This is a genomic window from Stenotrophomonas sp. C9D9 (assembly GCF_056491205.1).
This window is the reverse complement of sequence record NZ_JBSZIF010000004.1, coordinates 268,911-286,508: the sequence shown is the minus strand read 5'-3', so window position 1 is coordinate 286,508 and position 17,598 is coordinate 268,911. Positions and strand designations below refer to the sequence as shown.

The following is a 17,598-nucleotide window of genomic DNA, read 5'->3' as shown; positions in this document are numbered from 1 at the left end:
GGCGTGCTCCGCTCAGGCTGCCGCGCGGGCACGGGCCTGCAGGCGCAGGCGCTGGAAATACACGTCCTCAAGGTCGGGTGCCACGGCCGCAAAGCCGTCACCGGGGTCGTTGGCGCTGTGCACATGGATCACCGGACGGCCACCGACCAGGCGGGTCGACAGCACCACGTAGCGTGCTTCATGGTCGGCCAGCTCCGAAGGATCGACCTGCTTGCGCCAGACCTGGTGCTGCAGGGCGTCGATGGCCTCGGCAGGACGGCCGGTGAGCAGTACCTGGCCCTTGTTCATGATCGCCATCGTCGGGCACAGGTCGGTCACGTCCTCGACGATGTGGGTCGACAGGATCACCGCCACGTTCTCGCCGATCGCCGCCAGCAGGTTGAGGAAGCGGTTGCGTTCCTCCGGGTCGAGGCCGGCGGTGGGTTCATCGACGATCACCAGCCGCGGGTCACCCAGCAGTGCCTGGGCAATGCCGAAGCGCTGGCGCATGCCGCCGGAGTAGGTGCCGAGCTTGCGCTTGCGCGCGTCCCACAGGTTCACCTGCTGCAGCAGCCCATCGACCACCTCGCGGCGCTGCGCACGCTGGGTCAGGCCCTTCAGCACCGCGAAATGCTCCAGCAGGTCCAGCGCGCTGACCTTCGGGTAGACGCCGAAGTCCTGCGGCAGGTAGCCCAGCCGACGGCGCACCGCGTCCTTGTCGCGCAGCACGTCGATCGACGCCTCACCCGGAATGCTGAGGGTGGCCGTGCCACTGTCGGCCTCCTGCAGGGTCGACAGCGTGCGCATCAGCGAGGACTTGCCGGCGCCGTTCGGGCCGAGCAGGCCGAACATGCCGCGCGGGATGTCCAGGGTGACGTTGTTGAGGGCATGCACGCCGTTGGCGTACGTCTTGGACAGCGAATCGATCTTCAGCATGCGACGTACACCTTTCCCTGGGCGATGTCTGCGCGTTATCCGCGCATCGGCGTCCGTGCGCATCCGCCGTTGGTCATGGGGGGAGAATCCGGCCGTCGTGCGTTGGCCGGCGCACCGGCCCTGCGGGTGCCTACCCGCGCAGCGACGATTCCCGTACCACCAGCTTCACCGGGATGCTCTGGCTGTCCACCGGCTGCCGCCCGATCAGTGCCAGCAGGCGCTCCACCAGCAGCTGGCCGGCCTGCTTGGTGTCCTGCTGCACGGTGGTCAGCGCCGGGGACACCGAAGCCGCCAGCGGGATGTCGTCGAAGCCGGTTACTGCCACGTCCTGCGGCACTCGTCGGCCGGCCTCGCGCAGGGCGCGCATCGCGCCGATGGCAATCAGGTCGCTGGCCGCGCAGATCGCATCGATCGGTTCGCCGCGCGCCAGCAGCGCCTGGCAGGCCTCCTGGCCGGAGGCTTCAGTGGTGATCGCATCGTGCTGCAGCGCCGGCTCCGCCGCCAGGCCGTGTTCCTGCAGGGCCGCCACATGGCCGCGGTAGCGTTCCTGGAATTCGGGGTAGTGGCTGGACGCATGGCCGAGGAAGGCGATGCGGCGGCAGCCCTGCTGCAGCAGGTGGGTGGTGATGTCGTGCCCGCCCTGGAAGTTGTCGCTGCCGATCGACACGCCGGGCTGGCCGGGCAGGGCGGCGCCCCAGCGCACGAAATGTGTGCCCTGTTCGACCAGCCGCTGCAGGCGGTCGCGCGATTCGTGGTAGTCACCGTAGCCGAGCAGGATGATGCCGTCGGCCTTGTTGCTGTCCTCATAATCGGCCTGCCAGTCGGTGGACAGCTGCTGGAACGAGACCAGCAGGTCCTGCCCGTGCAGGGCGCAGGCGCGGGTGATCGAGCCCAGCATCGAATGGAAGAACGGGTTGATCAGCGAGTCGTCGTTGGTCGGGTCCTCGAAGAACAGCAGGGCCAGCGTGCCGGCATTGCGCAGGCGCAGGCTGGAGGCGTTCTTGTCGACCTTGTAGTTCAGCTCGCGGGCGATGCGCAGGATGCGCTCGCGGGTCTCGGCGTTGACCATCGGGCTGCCACGCAGGGCGCGCGACACGGTCGGCTGGGAAACCCCGGCCAGGTGGGCGATGTCCAGGGAGGTGGCTTTGCCTTTGATGGTCATGGGCACGCGGAAGGGGCAGGGTGGAAGGTGCCCGGGCATGATGCCATGGGTCGACGCGGATGCCCTTCCCGATGTCCGCCGAGGCGAGGGTAAGTCATTGCCGGACAAGGAAATCAGCCCAAACCTCCGGTGCCGCCGGGGTCTTCCGGCCGGGCGGATGGCGGCGGCAATGCTAAGATGCATCGTTCTCGCACTCCCCCAAATTTCAACAGGGGCGGCCCAGCGTACTGCACCCCCGGCCGGGGCTGTGCTATCACTGGCGGTCTGCCCCTGGACAACGGACGAAGGTACCTATGGCGCGCGGCATCAACAAAGTCATCCTGGTCGGCAATCTCGGCAACGACCCGGACGTGAAGTACACCCAGGGCGGCATGGCGATCACCCGCATCAGCCTGGCTACCACCAGCGTCCGCAAGGACAAGGATGGCAACCAGCAGGAGCGCACCGAATGGCACCGCGTGGTGTTCTTCGGCAAGCTCGGCGAGATCGCCGGCGAGTACCTGCGCAAGGGCAGCTCGGTCTACGTCGAAGGCAGCCTGCGCTACGACAAGTACACCGGCCAGGACGGCGTGGAGAAGTACTCCACCGACATCATCGCCGATGAAATGCAGATGCTGGGCGGCCGCGGTGAAGGCGGCGGCGGTGGCGGCGGTGGTGGCAACTACGGCGGCGATCGTCCGCAGCGCCAGCAGGCGCCGCGCCAGGAGTACGGTGGCGGTGGCCAGCGTGGCGGCCAGGGCGGTGGCTATGGCAACCAGGGCGGTAACCAGGGTGGCGGTTACGGCAACCAGGGTGGCAATCAGCGCCCGCAGCCGCAGCAGGCGCCGCCGATGGACGACTTCGCTGACGACGATATCCCGTTCTGATTCCTACTTGACGGTTTTGGTGTTGATAGAGGCCCTCATCTTTATGGATGGGGGCCTTTTTTTCGTTAGGCAGAATCCAGCCGTGATCTAACCTTCTACTTGCGGCAGGGTGTTGATGGATGACTGGCGACACACCATAGCGAATCAGAATGGAGAGCGGCACCGGAAAGCCGTCTGCTCGAGCCCATCGCTGGTGCATGGCTTCGGCGGGTCTTGATACGGCGTGCGAAGGACAGGCATAAACCTAACGAGCTGGCGCGGGGCTGTCGCACACCCTGTGGACACGGTTACCGCGGGCCTATGCTCAATTGCGGTGTGCTTCTCCAAAGCTTGTCTTGTCGCACAAAATCTGTCATTAGCTTGCTCTAGGATTTGCCCATCCCCAGCAAGGTTGGGGGGAAAACATGTTCGTTCCGTGCATTAAGGACTGATGTCGGATGGAATCCTTTGGCCGGACTTGCCAGTTGTCTTTCACATGGAGTGTGTACCAATGGCATTTGCAATGCCCTGCGCAGCCACAAGGCTGCCGCCATTGTCTCCTTCTGCCTAGCATTAGGCAGTACATCGACTGCAAGGGCAGCCACCTACTACGGCCCTCCCTACACGGTTCAGTCGTTTCGCGGCGTTGGCTCGTTTGAGAGCATAGGTGCGGCGGTCAACTTCTTGGTTGGGAAGATCCAAGCCCCTTGCCAACAGGACCCCAAGTGCACCAAGCCGCCCGTTGTCACGGTGCGATACGGCACCGACGGTTGGGCTGCGACGATCTATGTCAATGGGAGTGTTAGTGACAACGTCTTTGCTTCCGAGATACTGATTGGACAGCCCCAGAAGAATTTCGGCGGGTGCCAGAAGCGTTGTTCGGCTGGGCTTGGCTCCGCTACCGATGGAACTGGGGCTCGAGGTGCTGCTGACAGTGCTTCAAAGGCCAATGCCCGTGATCCAGGAAGCCCGTTTGAGGGTGATCCGATCAATACCTCCACTGGCAACTTCTATCGGCAGGAAACGGACTTCGAGTCTCCGTCAGGCCTGATGTTCCGGCGGTTCTACAACAGTTCTGCTCGTGCCCCGGGTTCTTCTTTGGGTCGTCAGTGGCGCCATCTTTTTGATCGGCGACTCGAGGTGCTTGCACCTACCACGGGAGCGGCCGGGGACCGCACGTTCATTCGTGCCATTCGGCCGGATGGCAGTTCAGAGCTGTTCACACGAACCCCAAGCGGCTGGACTGTCGACGCCGATGTGGCAGACGTGCTCGTTGATCGAGAGGCGGGCACCGGCTATGCATTGCAGTTGGCGGCGAACCGCCAAACCGAAGTCTACGATGCAACAGGCTTGCTGAAGGAGGTCTATGACTCTGCAGGCAGGAAGCTTCTGTCCTTGCAGTATTCAGACGCAACCACGCCGGCAGATGTGGCGCCAGTCGCTGGGCTCCTGTTGACCGTTGGCGACGTCAGCGGGCGCACCTTGAGCTTTAAGTATGATGCTTCATCGCGATTGACCACGATGATGTTGCCAGATGGTTCATCGCAAGCGTTTGGCTACAACCCCGCAGGACAGCTTGCCTCGGTGACCTATCCGGACGCCACAAGCAAGGGCTACATCTACAACGAAACAGCCAACAGCCCCACTGTCTCAGGTACGTCCTTCCTCACAGGGATTGTGGATGAGAAAGGCATCCGTTACGAGACCATTAAATTCGACTACAACCATCGCGCTTATCACGCTGAGTTCGCTGGCGGAGTTGATATCACAACCCTGGACTACGCCGCTTCCACCTGGAAGGGAACGCTGCCAGTCACCGTCAAGGGGCCACTCGGAGCCACTTCCAAATTGGGCTTCGTGGATACAGGAAAGGGGCGTTTGATGCCCGCGGGCGGTTCGGCCGCCTGTGGTGACCAATGCAACCACCCTACAAGACCATGACCTATGACGTGAACGGCTACCCGGCGTCGGTCACGGACTTCAAGGGAATCACTACAAGGACCACTTACACGGCAGACGGGTTGCTGGCCGAACAGGTTGACGCCGCCGACACCCCCCAGCAGCGCACCACGACGACCACGTGGGATAGCGCACTGCGTTTGCCCCTGAGTCGGGTGGTAAAGAACTCTGCGGGCGTGGCCGTTTCCAGCAGTTCATGGAAGTACAACGCGTTGGGCCTGGAGGTCGCGCGGTGCGAGGTGGATCCTGCCAATTCGGCTGCGGTCGGGTATGCGTGCGGAACTGCAACCAATGCACCCGCTGGGGTTCGTCAATGGACCACCGCCTACTGCTCGGCGGTGGATGCCACCCAATGCCCGCAAGTCGGTCTTGTCCTTTCCGAAGACGGGCCGCGGTCCGATGTTCAGGACGTTACCAGGTACAGCTACTACCTGACCGAGGATGAGTCGGGTTGCGGCGTTTTCGGGGGCTCCTGCCACCGCGCTGGTGACCTTCAGTCCGAGACCAATGCTCTCGGTCAAGTGACGACACGGCTGGCCTACGACCGAAATGGACGTGTCAGGCGTCTTCGGGACGCGACGGGCACGATCCATGATTTCGGCTATTCCACTCGAGGCAAGCTCACTGCGATAACCGAGCGGAACAGCGTGGACGGAGCTGCGTCTACCAACGATCGCGTGACCTCCCTTTCCTATGATGCGACAGGTAATGTCGCCTCGATTGTTGACCCCGATGGAGTATCCCTCAGTTACACCTACGATGATGCGCACCGTCTCGTCCAGATCAATGACGGGGCCGGGAACAACATTCGCTACACCCTCGATGTGGCAGGCAATCGCACCAAAGAGGAGGTGTTCGACGCAGGTGGTGGACTGAAGCGTTCGCTCTCTCGCGTTTACAACAAGCTGGGGCAACTGGTCTCCCAGAAGACGGCAGCGGGGAATTCAACCGACTTTACTTATGACCTGGCGAACAACGTCCAGCTCATCACCGATGCCCTGAAGCGCAAGACGCAGTTTGACTACGATCCCTATGGAAGGCCCAGCAGGGTGCTTCAGGACGTTTCCGGAATGGCGGTCGAGACGCGATACGAGTATGACGTCGAAGGCCGGACCACCAAGGTGGTCGATCCCAAAGGCCTGGCGACCATTTACGGCTATTCAGGGCTGGGCGACCTGTTGAACCGCCAGAGTCCTGACACGGGCGCAACCACTGCCAGTTACAACAGTGCAGGGCAGCCGGCGAAGCAGGTTGACGCCAATGGCACGGCTAGCAGCTACACATACGATGCCCTGGGGCGCGTGGTGCGCAAGGTTTATGGGAACGAAGCGATTGTTGCGTCATACGTGTATGACCAAGTCGAGACCATCTGCTCACCTGATGAGTCGTTTGCAACCGGGCGGCTCTCATCCATGCAGGATGACGGCGCTAAAACCCAGTATTGCTACGATCGCTCCGGCAATGTGACGCGCAAGGTGCAGACGTCATCGGGGCAGAGCGTGGGCGTCAGCTATGCCTACACCAATGCTGGCCGACTTCGTTCTGTCACCTATCCTGACGGAACGGTGGCGGACTACAAGCGAGATGCGGCCGGCACGGTCACCGAGATCGGTGTGACTCGACCGGGTGCTGCTCGTGTCGTGTTGCTTTCCAGTGCAAAGCGCCATCCCTTCGGCCCCTCTGCGGGCTGGGCCTACGGCAACGGGCGTACGTTGGCGCGAGACGTCGACCAGGATTACCGTCCGTCGGCGTTGATCGGCAGTGGCTCGGGAGCACTGAATGCAGCCTTCTCGTTCAGTGCCGTGGGCGAGTTGACCGGCCTCACCTCCGGAGGGACTGGGGCAACGTCCGTATCGCTGACCTACGACGCCTTGAGCCGATTGACTGCCTTCAAGGATGCGGCCACTGGCTCGATCATCGACAGTTACTCCTACGACGTCACGGGCAATCGCACGTCTGCGAAGGTCAATGGAGCTGAGCAGGCCTATGCCTATCCGTCCGACAGTCATCGCCTGCAAAGCGTTGCGGGCGTGTCGCGTGCCTACGATGCGGCCGGCAACACGCTTTCGATCCAGGGCGTGGATCGCGAGTTTGCTTACAACGCAATGGGGCGCTTGAGTGCGGTGAAGCGAAACGGCACGGTTGCTGCGGAATACCATTACAACGATCTTGGCCAGCAGATAGCCCGTAAGGCCGGAGGTGCCTCAGCACTGAGTCTCCGATGAGCGCGGGCAATGGCTGGGGGAATACGACCAGGCGGGTATTGCGCGTCAGCAGGTGATCTGGTTGGACAACCTGCCTGTCGGATTGCTGAAGGGTAGCGCGCTCTACTACGTTCAGCCGGATCATCTGGGCACCCCTCGCGTTGTCGTTGACCCAGCCCGTGACGTCGCAGTTTGGACTTGGGATCTGAAGGGGGAAGCGTTCGGTGCGACGGCACCAAACGAGGATCCGGACCAGGACGGCACGCTTTTTGAGTTCGCGATGCGCTTCCCTGGGCAGAGATACGACGCTGAGAGCGGCCTTCACTACAACGTTCAGCGTGACTACGATCCCGCCAGTGGCCGCTTCGTGACGTCAGACCCGCTCGGATTGCAGGGGGGAATCAGCACCTACGGCTACGTGAAGGGCAACCCACTCGCATCAGTTGACCCCGATGGGATGCTGGCAATTCCTTTACTGCCCCCGCCCCCGGTGGTCACGGGCGCCCCGGGTGCCGTTGGGGCGTACAATGGGGCCGACCTCAGCAATCCGAACGGCAATTGGGATTTTGGACCGAAAATCAACTTGGACTCCATCAAGAAGGTCTTGATGCTCCAAGAAATGATGGGGCTCGGTCCCAACGGTTGGCTTAACCCCAATAGCGCTACGTCGCAGATGTCATTGGCTGTGCTTAAGCAAGCTTGCTCTACGGAGGAGAGCGACGAAGATGACCACTGCGACAAGAGGTATGCAGAAGAGACGGCAGTGTGTAGAGCGATAAAGAAGCGCCGAAGTTCAAAAGCAGCCGCAAGGTGCTACGCTTCCGCCGCACAGCGATATGCGGCTTGCTTGCGAGGAGAGCACGTTCCCGTATTTGATGTGTGGAACAATTAATTTAGGTGGAAGTCCATGAATTCTGAAGTTTATTCCCACCTTGTTGAGATAGATGAAGATACTAGGGTTCTATCGATTTACAGGATTTTCCCCCGGCGTCGAGAGTTATATACCTCGGTGGAATTGCCCTCCGGGCCGTGTGTGGCTGGCAACGCTGTCTTCGATGATTTCTTCAAGCTTTTAGGCGAGAACATTGTTTTTGATTCTCCTCAGGGCAGGCGTTGCCTTGGTTTGGATGATGAGGATGGCGAAGTTCTTGGGCCTGGATGAAGTAAAGGAATGGCATGAACGCGGGGATAACCTTGGCGCGTGCGCCTGCCGGGCCGTGTCGATGCTCTTGACTGACGGGGGCACCTGACGAGTGCAGATGTTTACGTTCGAACAAGCTCAATCGAACAGAACGCCTTCCTTGCCTGACCAGCGAGGATTTGTTTACACATTTGGTAGTCACAACCGTTCTGATTCCTACTCGACGGTTTTGGTGTTGATAGAGGCCCTCATCTTTATGGATGGGGGCCTTTTTCGTTAGCAACATCAGTTTCTGGCAGAATCCCGCCGTGATCCATCCTTCTCCTACAGCGAGATGTTGATAGATGACTGGCGACACACCTGAGCGAATCAGATTTGAGAACGGAGAACGACACGGGAAGACGTCTGCTCGAGTCCATCGCTGGCCGCGGAAGCAATCATCAGCATCGGCCCGTTTCGACTATCGATCTGTGCATGGTCTCGGCGGGTCTTGATGACGGCGTGCGAAGGACGGGTATAGGCCTAGCGAGCTGGCGTGGGGCTGTCGCAGATCCTGCGGACACGGTCTCTGCGGGCCTATGCCCAATTGCGCCGTTCTTCACCAAAGCAAGCCCAATGGCCGAGCCTTGGAGCCCGCTCCAGGAACCAATACATTTGGCAGATCCCTGATAAGGTCACACAGCTGTGCAAACGCCTTTGGTCCGTCCCTTGGGCCGCACTTCTGTTCCGAGGGGTGCGTGACTGGCACCGCTGCCGATCTGAAAAGGCTCAATGAGCTAATCGACGATGAGCCAGGGAGTACTCTGCAGGTAATGGATCAGTTTACACGTCTTCCCCCACGTTTCTGGTGAGCCGATGAATACCACTGCGCAAATTTCGTGCCTCGTCCTTTGCGTCCTGCTTGGGTCTTCCGTGTCCGCCCGTCCGCTGTCAGAAAGACTCGCGGCGGATATCGAGATGGCCGAACACTCTATTCTTGCCTCGCTGGTGGTGCACAAAAGTTCCGAGAGCAAGTCGCTGTGCTCTCAGACGCCATATGCTTGTGCAGGAGCAGACGGTGCTGAGCTTGGTCTCGCCTTGATAGGGGGCAGCAGGAGTGCTGCCGCTCCTCGGCACTTGGTTGAGCTGTCGCGATTCCGTATGGATGGAGCGCTTTCCGAGGACTACAAGTGCTACCTCGCCGCGCATGGAAATTCAGTGGCTCAGGCTGCGCCGAAGCTGGATGCCAAGAAGCTGGCAGGGCAATGCATGTCCGAATTTGCTGCTTTCAAACGTCGGGCCGGCGCCGCGAAGTTCGACGTGGCGCCCGAGAATATCTGCAACTCAGTGGCGGACATCCAGCGATCCCTGCGTGAAGCTGTCCGACTAGCCAATGCAGGCGGTGAATGTGACGGCTTCTGAGTCGGTCGTCGGAAAGAGCTGATGCGTAGGTGATTCGCGAAGCCTTGGCTTGGTTGACTACTGTCGCTCGACGTCACGAGCTATACAGCTCTTCAATCCGCCGGCTCCGAGGCGGTGCTGGGCCCTGGCGGCAGGGTGCGCCCGGATGCATAGGGCCAATGCCTTGGCTCGGGGCATCGAAGTTCTACTGACTTTGCTCGCTCGCTTGAGGAAAAAGCCAGTAGATTTCATCTCAGGCGACGGATTTGGTTAGAAAAGAAAGCCCCGCCAATGCGGGGCTTTTCTTTCTGTGCGATGTCGTTGGCATTGTGCTTCGCAGCATCAATTTTCGTGCACCGCAACTTGCAAGCATCCAATTTCCTCGCCTATGGTGCAATCGATTGCATTGCTGTCAATCGTTGCGTTTGATACCGGTTGGGAGGCCGGCAGGTGGATGTCCATCCATTCGATCAGACCGGCTCCGGCGACGGGCCTCACGCGGCGCGATGCGTTGCGCATGGCGGTTGCTGGAGGCGTAGCGCTGGGTACTGCGGGAGCGTTGCCTGCATTCGCCGCCACCGCAGCGCTCAAGGGCAACCTGAAGCACTCCGTGGCGCGTTGGACCTTCCCGCAGCTGTCGGTCGCCCAGCTCTGCACGACGGTGAAGAACATCGGCTTCGCCGCCATCGACCTGGTCGGCCCGGAAGACTGGCCCACGCTGAAGGCGAATGGCGTCTACAGCTCGATGTGCAACGGCGCAGAGCTGGGCCTGACCAAGGGCTTTGCCGGCCGCGAATTCCACGACCAGCTGGTGGAGCGCTACACGCGGCACATCGACCTGGTGGCTGACGCCGGCTACCGCAACCTGATCTGCTTCTCCGGCAACCGCAACGGCATGGATCCCCATGACGGCATGGCCAATGCCGAGGCCGGCCTCAAGCGCATCCTCGGGCATGCCGAGAAGCGCGGTGTCGTGCTGGTGATGGAGCTGCTCAACTCCAGGGTCGACCATCGCGACTACCTGTGCGACCACTCGGCCTGGGGCGTAGAGCTGTGCCAGCGGCTCGGCTCGGACAACTTCGGCCTGCTCTACGACATCTACCACATGCAGATCATGGAGGGCGACATCATCGCCACCATCGGCAAGCATCACGCCTGCTTCAAGCATTACCACACCGCGGGCGTGCCCGGCCGGAACGAGATCGGAGACCAGCAGGAGCTCCACTATCCGGCCATCTGTCGCGCGATCCGCGACACCGGTTTCAAGGGGTATCTGGCGCAGGAGTTCACGCCTGCAGCGCCCGATCCCGTTGCCTCATTGCGCGAGGCGATCCGCCTCTGCGACGTCTGAAACGATATCCACCCAGGTGAGAAACCCATGGCAGATAATCACTACGACGCCATTGTTGTTGGCTCGGGAATCAGTGGCGGTTGGGCGGCGAAGGAGCTGACCGAAAAGGGCCTGAAGGTCCTGATGCTGGAACGCGGGCGCAACATCGAGCACGTCAAGGACTACGTCAATGCGATGAAGGAAGCGTGGGACTTCCCGCACCGCAACCGGCCAACGCAGGCGATGAAGGCCGACTTTCCGGTGCTGATGCGTGACTACGGCCTGGCCGAGAACCTGGAAGGAATGTGGGCCAACGAACAGGACTCGCCCTACATCGAGACCAAGCGCTTCGACTGGTTCCGCGGCTACCACGTCGGTGGTCGCTCATTGTTGTGGGGCCGGCAGAGCTATCGCTTCTCCGACCTGGACTTCGAGGCCAACCTCAAGGATGGCATCGCCACCGACTGGCCGATTCGCTACGCCGACATCGCGCCGTGGTACGACCATGTGGAAAGGTTCGCCGGCATCGCCGGCACGCGTGAAGGGCTGGACGTGTTGCCGGATGGCGAGTTCCTGCCGCCGATCCCGTTGAACATCGTCGAGAAGGATGTGGCCGCGCGTATCAAGAAGGCCTTTGGCGGCACCCGGCACATGATCCACTCGCGCACCGCCAACATCACCAAGCCGATGCCCGAGCAGGGCCGCGTCAACTGCCAGTACCGCAACAAGTGCATCCTGGGCTGTCCTTTTGGTGCCTACTTCTCGACCCAGGCGGCGACGCTGCCAGCGGCGATGAAGACCGGCAACCTGACCTTGCGGCCGTTCTCGATCGTCAAGGAAGTGCTCTACGACAAGGACCGCAAGCGTGCGCACGGGGTGGAGGTCATCGACGCGGAGACCGGGCAGACCTACCAGTACACCGCCAAGGTCATCTTCCTCAACGCATCGTCCTTCAACTCGACCTGGCTGCTGATGGGCTCGGCCACCGACGTGTGGGAGGGCGGGCTGGGCTCTTCGTCCGGCGAGTTGGGGCACAACGTGATGGACCATCATTTCGGTGCAGGTGCCTCGGGCCGGGTCGAAGGCTACGAAGACAAGTACTACTTCGGCCGTCGACCCTGCGGTTTCTACATTCCGCGCTTCCGCAACGTCGCGGCCGACAAGCGCGGCTACCTGCGCGGGTTCGGCTACCAGGGCGGTGCCAGCCGCACCGGCTGGTCGCGCGAGATCGCCGAGCTGAACATCGGTGCCGATCTGAAGGAGGCGCTGACCGTGCCCGGTGACTGGCGCATCGGCATGACCGGGTTCGGTGAAATGCTGCCGCACCACGACAATACGATCCGCCTGGACCGCGAGCGCAAGGACAAGTGGGGACTGCCGGTGCTGGCGATGGACGTTGCCATGCGTGCCAACGAACTGGCGATGCGCAAGGATATGGCCGCCGATGCCGCCGAGATGCTGGAGGCGGCCGGCGTCAAGGACGTGAAGATGCATGACAACGATTACGCCCCGGGCAAGGGCATCCACGAAATGGGGACCGCGCGCATGGGACGTGATCGGAAGAGCTCGGTGCTGAACCAGCACAACCAGGTCTGGGATGCCCCCAATGTCTATGTGACCGACGGTGCCTGCATGACCTCCAGCGCCTGCGTGAATCCCTCGCTGACCTACATGGCGCTGACCGCGCGCGCGGCCGACCACGCGGTACGCGAACTGAAAGCGGGGAACCTCTGATGGATCGCCGCGAACTGCTGAAGATGATCGTCGCCGCTACCGGCGTGGCCATGGTCGGCCTGCCTGCGCTCGCGCAGGGAAACGCCGCTGCGGCACCGGTGAAGACCCTGTTTTCCGATGCCGATATCGGCACGCTGGACGAGATCGCCGAGACCATCCTGCCGCGGACCCGGACGCCAGGGGCGAAGGATGCCGGCGCCGGCCTGTTCATGGCGACCTTCGTCAGCGACTGCTATACCGCACGGCAGCAGTCGACGTTCCGCGCAGGGCTGGCCGACATCGACAGACGCGCCGGCGGCCGCTTCGTGTCGCTCACGCCGGAAGCCCGAACCGAATTGCTGCGCACGCTGGATGCGGAAGCAAAAGCAAAATCACACACGGCCGAGGTCACCGAGACCGGTACGCCTGAAGAGGGCGAGGCGATGCCGCACTACTTCACGATGCTCAAGCAGTTGGCCATCTTTGGCTTCTTCACCTCGAAGGTCGGCGCGACCGGGGTGCTGCAGTACGTCGCCGTGCCGGGGCGCTACGACGGCGACCTCGCCTATGTTCCCGGCACGCCGGCGTGGGGGACCAGCTGATGGAGCGCAACAGAATGATCAAGCCGGTGCTGATCGCGGCCACCGTGCTGGCCGCTGCACCCGTGTTCGCGCAGAACGGTGCCGACGCCGCGCGCGATCCGAAGAAGACCGAGGTGTGGACGCCGGTGCCCGCGACCGTGGCTACGCCGCAGGGCAAGGCCCCGTCCGATGCAATCGTGCTGTTCGATGGCAAGGATGTCTCCGCGTGGGAGTCGGAGCAGGGCGGACGCGTGCCCTGGAAGGTTGCCGATGGCGCCATGACCGTCGTGCCCGGCAGCAAGGGCATTCGCACCAGGCAACGCTTCTGCGACGTCCAGCTGCATGTCGAGTGGCGCACGCCCACCGGCACGAAGGGCTTCGACGGACAGAACCGCGGCAACAGCGGCATCTTCCTGCAGGAGCTGTACGAGCTGCAGGTGCTCGACAGCTACAACAACCCGACCTATGCCAATGGCCAGGCGGGCTCGATCTACAAGCAGGCCATGCCGTTGGTGAACGCCTCGCGCGCACCGGGACAGTGGCAGGCCTACGACATCCTCTGGAAGGCGCCACGTTTCTCGCAGGGCGGCGGGCTTGTGTCGCCCGCGCGCATCACGGTGCTGCACAACGGCGTGCTGGTGCAGGACGACACGGTGCTGGCGGGCAAGACCGAGTACATCGGCGCGCCGTCGTACTCGCCGCATGGGTGCGCGCCGCTCTATCTGCAGGAACATGACGCCAGGGTCAGCTACCGCAACATCTGGGTGCGCGAACTGTAGGGGCATGCGGCCGGCGTGATCGCCGGCCGCTTACTTCGCCAGGTAGCTGGCGATGTCATCGATCTCCTGCTGTGACAGTTGGGAGAAGGGCGGCATCAATCCGCCGCCCTTGCTGATCTTTTCCTTGATCTGCGCGGGTGCCATGCGTTTGCCGATATCGGTGAGCGCCGGGAATGCGCCCGGCATGCCCGCACGATCGGCGCCGTGGCAGGCCACGCAGTTCGCGGTGTAGAGCTTCGCACCTGCAGCCGGGTCGTCCTTGCACCAGGCGGCTGTCGCAACGCTCATGCCGCCCAGCGCCACCGCCATTGCCAGGATCATTTTCATGTGGGGCTCCTTGATGCGTCAGCGCCGCGCACGGGCGGGCACGTTGGTGGTCAGGTGTTCACGCAGATAGTCCGCACCGGTCTGGATGACCTTGGCCGGATCGCGTGGCTGGTCGTGCTCGATGATGTACCAATGCACGCCGGCGGCTGCCGCAGCAGGCAGGATCGCGTTCCAGTCCAGCACGCCCTGGCCCACCGCAGCGAATCCGCCTTCGTCTTCGGCCTGGCCCTTGGGCGCGTTGTCCTTTGCGTGCACCGCGAATACGTGGCCGCGGAATTTTCCCAGCATCACCGCCGGGTCCAGGCCTGCGCGCGCGACCCAGGCCAGGTCCAGCTCGGTCTGCAGGTCGGGACCGGCGGCGGCGAACAGCAGTTCCAGTCCGGTCCTGCCGTCGACGTCGGCCAGTTCGAAGTCGTGGTTGTGGTAGGCCAGGCGCATGCCCTTGCCGCGCACCTGTTTCGCGATGCGGCCCAGTTCCTGGCCCAGGGCGGTCCAGCCGGCGGCATCGCTCGGGCGATCCTTCTTGTCCAGGTACGGCACCACCAGCGTCGTGTTGCCGATCGACCGGTTGAAGGTCACCACGCCATCCAGGTTGCTGCGCAGCTCGGCCAGCGGCACGTGCGATGAAATCGCCTTGATCGAATACCGCTCCAGCAGCTGCTTGAGTTCGGCCGCGCTGGTGTTCTGCGTGCCGACCGTCTCCACCGCATGGACGCCTGCGTCGTGGACGATCTTCAACTGCTGCTCGAGCGAGCCGGCATCGCGCAGGCTGTACATCTGCACCGCGATCGGCTTCTGCGTGCTGGCGGCTTCGACTGCGAAAGCGGGCAGGGCAGCGAGCAGCAGGACGAGGCTTGCAGTTCCATGGACAAGGGCTTTCATCAACAGATCCTCCCGGGTTTCAACCGATGGCAGTCCAGGCGCGCGACCTGGCCGATGCAATGACACGATCGACGATCCGCGCCGAGCGCACGCCGTCCTCGAAGGTGGGCAGCCCCTGCGGCCGCTCGCCCTCGATGGCGCGATAGGTGTCGGCGACGAATGCTTCGAAGCACTGGGCGTAGCCCTGCGCGTGGCCGGCTGGCAGCGCCGACAGCCGGCGTTGTTCGGCACTGCCGGCGCCCGGCCCGCGCACGAAGATCTCCTCGCGCTGGTCGGGCAGGCCGATCCACAGGCGCTCGGCGTCCTCCTGGTTGAAGGCCACGCTGGCCTTGGCACCATCGATCTCGAACCAGAGGCGGTTGTGGCGTCCGGCCGAGACCTGGCTGACCGTCAACGACGCCAATGTGCCGGCGCCGGTCCTGAACATCGCCGCCGCCACGTCCTCGCTCGTTACCGCCTGCGTTGCGCCGCCTGCCGCCGGCGTGCTGAAGCTCTGCCCGCTGACGGCGCTGCGCTCAGCGATCACGGTAGAGAAGGCCGCACTGACCTCGGTGAAGCGCTCGCCGCTGACCCATTCCACCAGGTCGCACCAGTGCGAGCCGATGTCGGCGAACACGCGCGATGTGCCGCCCAGCGCCGGGTCCACGCGCCAGTTGTTGCTGGCCGGGTCCAGCAGCCAATCCTGCAGGTAGCTGCCGTGGATCAGGTGCAGCGGCCCGAGATCGCCCTGGGCGATGCGTGCGCGCGCCTCGCGCACCACCGGGTGGTAGCGATAGACGAAGGGGACCGTGGCAACCAAGCCGGTCGAGGCGGCCAACGCCGCCAGCGCCTGCGCATCGTCCAGCGTGGTCGCCAGCGGTTTCTCGCAGATGACGTGCTTGCCGGCTTCCAGTGCGGCCTGTGCCATCGCGCGGTGCAGATGGTTGGGCGTGCACACGTGCACCACCTGCACCTGCGGATCGGCGATCACCTCTTCGATGTCCCGGTAGGCGCGCGGAACATTCCACAACTGCGCCATCTCACGCGCGCGCTGCGCTGACGAAGCGGCCACGCCGCGTACCTCGGCACCGGCGAGCAAGGCCGCGCGGCGGTGCACGGCGCCGATCATGCCGGTGCCGACGATGGCGATTCCAAGCGTTGGCATCGGCTCGAATCCTCAGGGTGTGGAAGATGCGGCGGCCACGGCGGGCCGGTCGCGGAACAGCAGCAGGAAGGCGATCAGCACGACCAGCGCGACAGCGGCCGGGAACAGCCAGATCTGCTGCCAGTCGCGTCCGGCGGCCGTGGTGAAGTGCTCCACCACCGCGCCGGACAGGAAGGTGCCGATCAGCATGCCCACGCCGTACGTGGCCAGGGTGATGAAGCCCTGCGCGCTGCTGCGCACGGCGGGGCCGGCATGGGCATCGGTGTAGATCTGGCCGGTGACGAAGAAGAAGTCGTAGCAGATGCCGTGCAGCACGATGCCGATCACCAGCAGCGAGAAGCCGCCGCCCGCATCGCCGAAGGCGAACAGGACATAGCGCACGACCCAGGCCGCCATGCCCACCGCCAGCATCGTCTTCACCCCCAGCCGCACGAACAGGAACGGCATGGCCAGCATCAGCAGCACTTCGGAGACCTGGCCCAGCGACTGCAGGCCCGCGGCGCCGCGCACGCCCAGGTCGTTGAGATACGGATTGGTGAAGTTGTAGTAGAACGACAGCGGGATGCAGATGGCGATGGACGCCAGGAAGAACACCAGGTAGGCACGCGACTTCAGCAGCCGCAACGAATCCAGCCCGAGGATCTGCCCCAGCCCGGCATCGCGCTGCCGGGCCAGTGGCGGCGTGTGCGGCAGCGTGAACGCATACAGGCCCAGCACCAGCGATGCCAGCGCGGCCATGCGGAAGGTCAGTTCAAGCCGATGCGCCTGCTCCCAGCCCAGCCAGCCGATCAGCACACCTGCAACGATCCAGCCGATGCTGCCGGCCACGCGTACCAGCGGGAACTGTTTCTCGGGCGACTGCATGTGGCGCATGGCTACGCTGTTGGCCAGCGCCAGCGTCGGCATGAACAGCAGCATGTAGCCCATCACGCAGGCCGAGAACACGCTGAAGCTGGTGGCGGTGGACGCCAGCCACATCAGCACCGCGCCGGCCAGGTGCAGCACCGCGAGGATTCGTTGCGCGGCGAAGTAGCGATCGGCGATCAGGCCGACCAGGAACGGCGCCACGATGGCGCCGATGGACTGGCTGAGGAACGCCGTCGCCACCTGGCTCGCGCTGGCCTGCAGCGGGCCCTGCACCAGGTAGGTTCCGAGGGTCACGAACCATGCCCCCCAGATGAAGAACTGCAGAAACATCATCGCGCCCAGGCGCGACATGGCGTGCGTCATGGCTTG

17 protein-coding genes are annotated in these 17,598 nt (G+C 63.2%); 10 read left to right on the top strand and 7 right to left on the bottom strand.

Annotated features, from left to right (window positions below; translation table 11 throughout):
* Window positions 1-12: 12 nt before the first annotated feature.
* Window positions 13-915 carry an ABC transporter ATP-binding protein gene (locus ACXI0D_RS06710; RefSeq protein ID WP_110711511.1) on the bottom strand — a complete coding sequence of 301 codons (903 nt, stop codon included), beginning with the start codon at window positions 913-915 and terminating at the stop codon, window positions 13-15.
* Between the two features lie 130 nt (window positions 916-1,045).
* On the bottom strand, window positions 1,046-2,077 hold the full coding sequence (locus tag ACXI0D_RS06705; protein ID WP_049404959.1) for a LacI family DNA-binding transcriptional regulator: 1,032 nt from the start codon (window positions 2,075-2,077) through the stop codon (window positions 1,046-1,048).
* 293 nt (window positions 2,078-2,370) lie between these two features.
* Between ACXI0D_RS06705 and ACXI0D_RS06700 the strand changes: the two genes are divergently transcribed.
* The 6 genes from ACXI0D_RS06700 (at window position 2,371) to ACXI0D_RS06675 (ending at window position 9,627) form a co-directional block, all read left to right on the top strand.
* Window positions 2,371-2,943, top strand: a complete 573-nt coding sequence (locus ACXI0D_RS06700) for a single-stranded DNA-binding protein (protein WP_119007172.1) — start codon at window positions 2,371-2,373, stop codon at window positions 2,941-2,943.
* A 447-nt stretch (window positions 2,944-3,390) separates the two neighbouring features.
* Complete coding sequence (locus ACXI0D_RS06695; RefSeq protein WP_479642440.1) at window positions 3,391-4,863, top strand: DUF6531 domain-containing protein; 1,473 nt, start codon at window positions 3,391-3,393, stop codon at window positions 4,861-4,863.
* Complete coding sequence (locus ACXI0D_RS06690; RefSeq protein ID WP_479642439.1) at window positions 4,860-7,106, top strand: hypothetical protein; 2,247 nt, start codon at window positions 4,860-4,862, stop codon at window positions 7,104-7,106. Before ACXI0D_RS06695 ends, ACXI0D_RS06690 begins: the two co-directional genes overlap by 4 nt.
* A 61-nt stretch (window positions 7,107-7,167) precedes the next feature.
* Complete coding sequence (locus ACXI0D_RS06685; RefSeq protein ID WP_479642438.1) at window positions 7,168-7,977, top strand: RHS repeat domain-containing protein; 810 nt, start codon at window positions 7,168-7,170, stop codon at window positions 7,975-7,977.
* Between the two features lie 15 nt (window positions 7,978-7,992).
* Window positions 7,993-8,247 carry a hypothetical protein gene (locus tag ACXI0D_RS06680; RefSeq protein WP_135966044.1) on the top strand — a complete coding sequence of 85 codons (255 nt, stop codon included), beginning with the start codon at window positions 7,993-7,995 and terminating at the stop codon, window positions 8,245-8,247.
* Between the two features lie 834 nt (window positions 8,248-9,081).
* Window positions 9,082-9,627, top strand: coding sequence for an Imm57 family immunity protein (locus ACXI0D_RS06675; RefSeq protein WP_119007169.1), 546 nt, complete (start codon window positions 9,082-9,084; stop codon window positions 9,625-9,627).
* 321 nt (window positions 9,628-9,948) lie between these two features.
* Here ACXI0D_RS06675 and ACXI0D_RS06670 read toward each other — a convergent pair whose 3' ends face one another.
* Window positions 9,949-10,125 carry a hypothetical protein gene (locus ACXI0D_RS06670; protein WP_180886858.1) on the bottom strand — a complete coding sequence of 59 codons (177 nt, stop codon included), beginning with the start codon at window positions 10,123-10,125 and terminating at the stop codon, window positions 9,949-9,951.
* Between ACXI0D_RS06670 and ACXI0D_RS06665 the strand changes: the two genes are divergently transcribed.
* The 4 genes from ACXI0D_RS06665 to ACXI0D_RS06650 are packed head-to-tail and all read left to right on the top strand — an operon-like array spanning window position 10,061 to window position 14,009.
* Complete coding sequence (locus tag ACXI0D_RS06665) at window positions 10,061-10,957, top strand: hydroxypyruvate isomerase family protein (protein ID WP_479642437.1); 897 nt, start codon at window positions 10,061-10,063, stop codon at window positions 10,955-10,957. The two genes, ACXI0D_RS06670 and ACXI0D_RS06665, sit on opposite strands and share 65 nt — an antisense overlap.
* A gap of 27 nt (window positions 10,958-10,984) precedes the next feature.
* Window positions 10,985-12,670, top strand: a complete 1,686-nt coding sequence (locus ACXI0D_RS06660; RefSeq protein ID WP_479642436.1) for a GMC oxidoreductase — start codon at window positions 10,985-10,987, stop codon at window positions 12,668-12,670.
* A complete protein-coding gene (locus tag ACXI0D_RS06655) occupies window positions 12,670-13,251 on the top strand; it encodes a gluconate 2-dehydrogenase subunit 3 family protein (protein WP_119007166.1) in 582 nt (193 codons plus the stop codon). Before ACXI0D_RS06660 ends, ACXI0D_RS06655 begins: the two co-directional genes overlap by 1 nt.
* A gap of 14 nt (window positions 13,252-13,265) precedes the next feature.
* Window positions 13,266-14,009 carry a 3-keto-disaccharide hydrolase gene (locus ACXI0D_RS06650; protein ID WP_458220391.1) on the top strand — a complete coding sequence of 248 codons (744 nt, stop codon included), beginning with the start codon at window positions 13,266-13,268 and terminating at the stop codon, window positions 14,007-14,009.
* Window positions 14,010-14,039: 30 nt separating this feature from the next.
* Here ACXI0D_RS06650 and ACXI0D_RS06645 read toward each other — a convergent pair whose 3' ends face one another.
* Genes ACXI0D_RS06645 through ACXI0D_RS06630 form a run of 4 tightly spaced genes read right to left on the bottom strand, consistent with a single transcriptional unit; the run spans window position 14,040 to window position 17,592 of the window.
* A complete protein-coding gene (locus tag ACXI0D_RS06645) occupies window positions 14,040-14,336 on the bottom strand; it encodes a c-type cytochrome (protein WP_049398853.1) in 297 nt (98 codons plus the stop codon).
* 18 nt (window positions 14,337-14,354) lie between these two features.
* Window positions 14,355-15,218, bottom strand: coding sequence for a sugar phosphate isomerase/epimerase family protein (locus ACXI0D_RS06640; RefSeq protein WP_479642435.1), 864 nt, complete (start codon window positions 15,216-15,218; stop codon window positions 14,355-14,357).
* Window positions 15,219-15,237: 19 nt separating this feature from the next.
* Window positions 15,238-16,362 carry a Gfo/Idh/MocA family protein gene (locus ACXI0D_RS06635; RefSeq protein WP_101765081.1) on the bottom strand — a complete coding sequence of 375 codons (1,125 nt, stop codon included), beginning with the start codon at window positions 16,360-16,362 and terminating at the stop codon, window positions 15,238-15,240.
* Between the two features lie 12 nt (window positions 16,363-16,374).
* On the bottom strand, window positions 16,375-17,592 hold the full coding sequence (locus ACXI0D_RS06630; RefSeq protein ID WP_458220364.1) for a nucleoside permease: 1,218 nt from the start codon (window positions 17,590-17,592) through the stop codon (window positions 16,375-16,377).
* Window positions 17,593-17,598 lie beyond the last annotated feature (6 nt).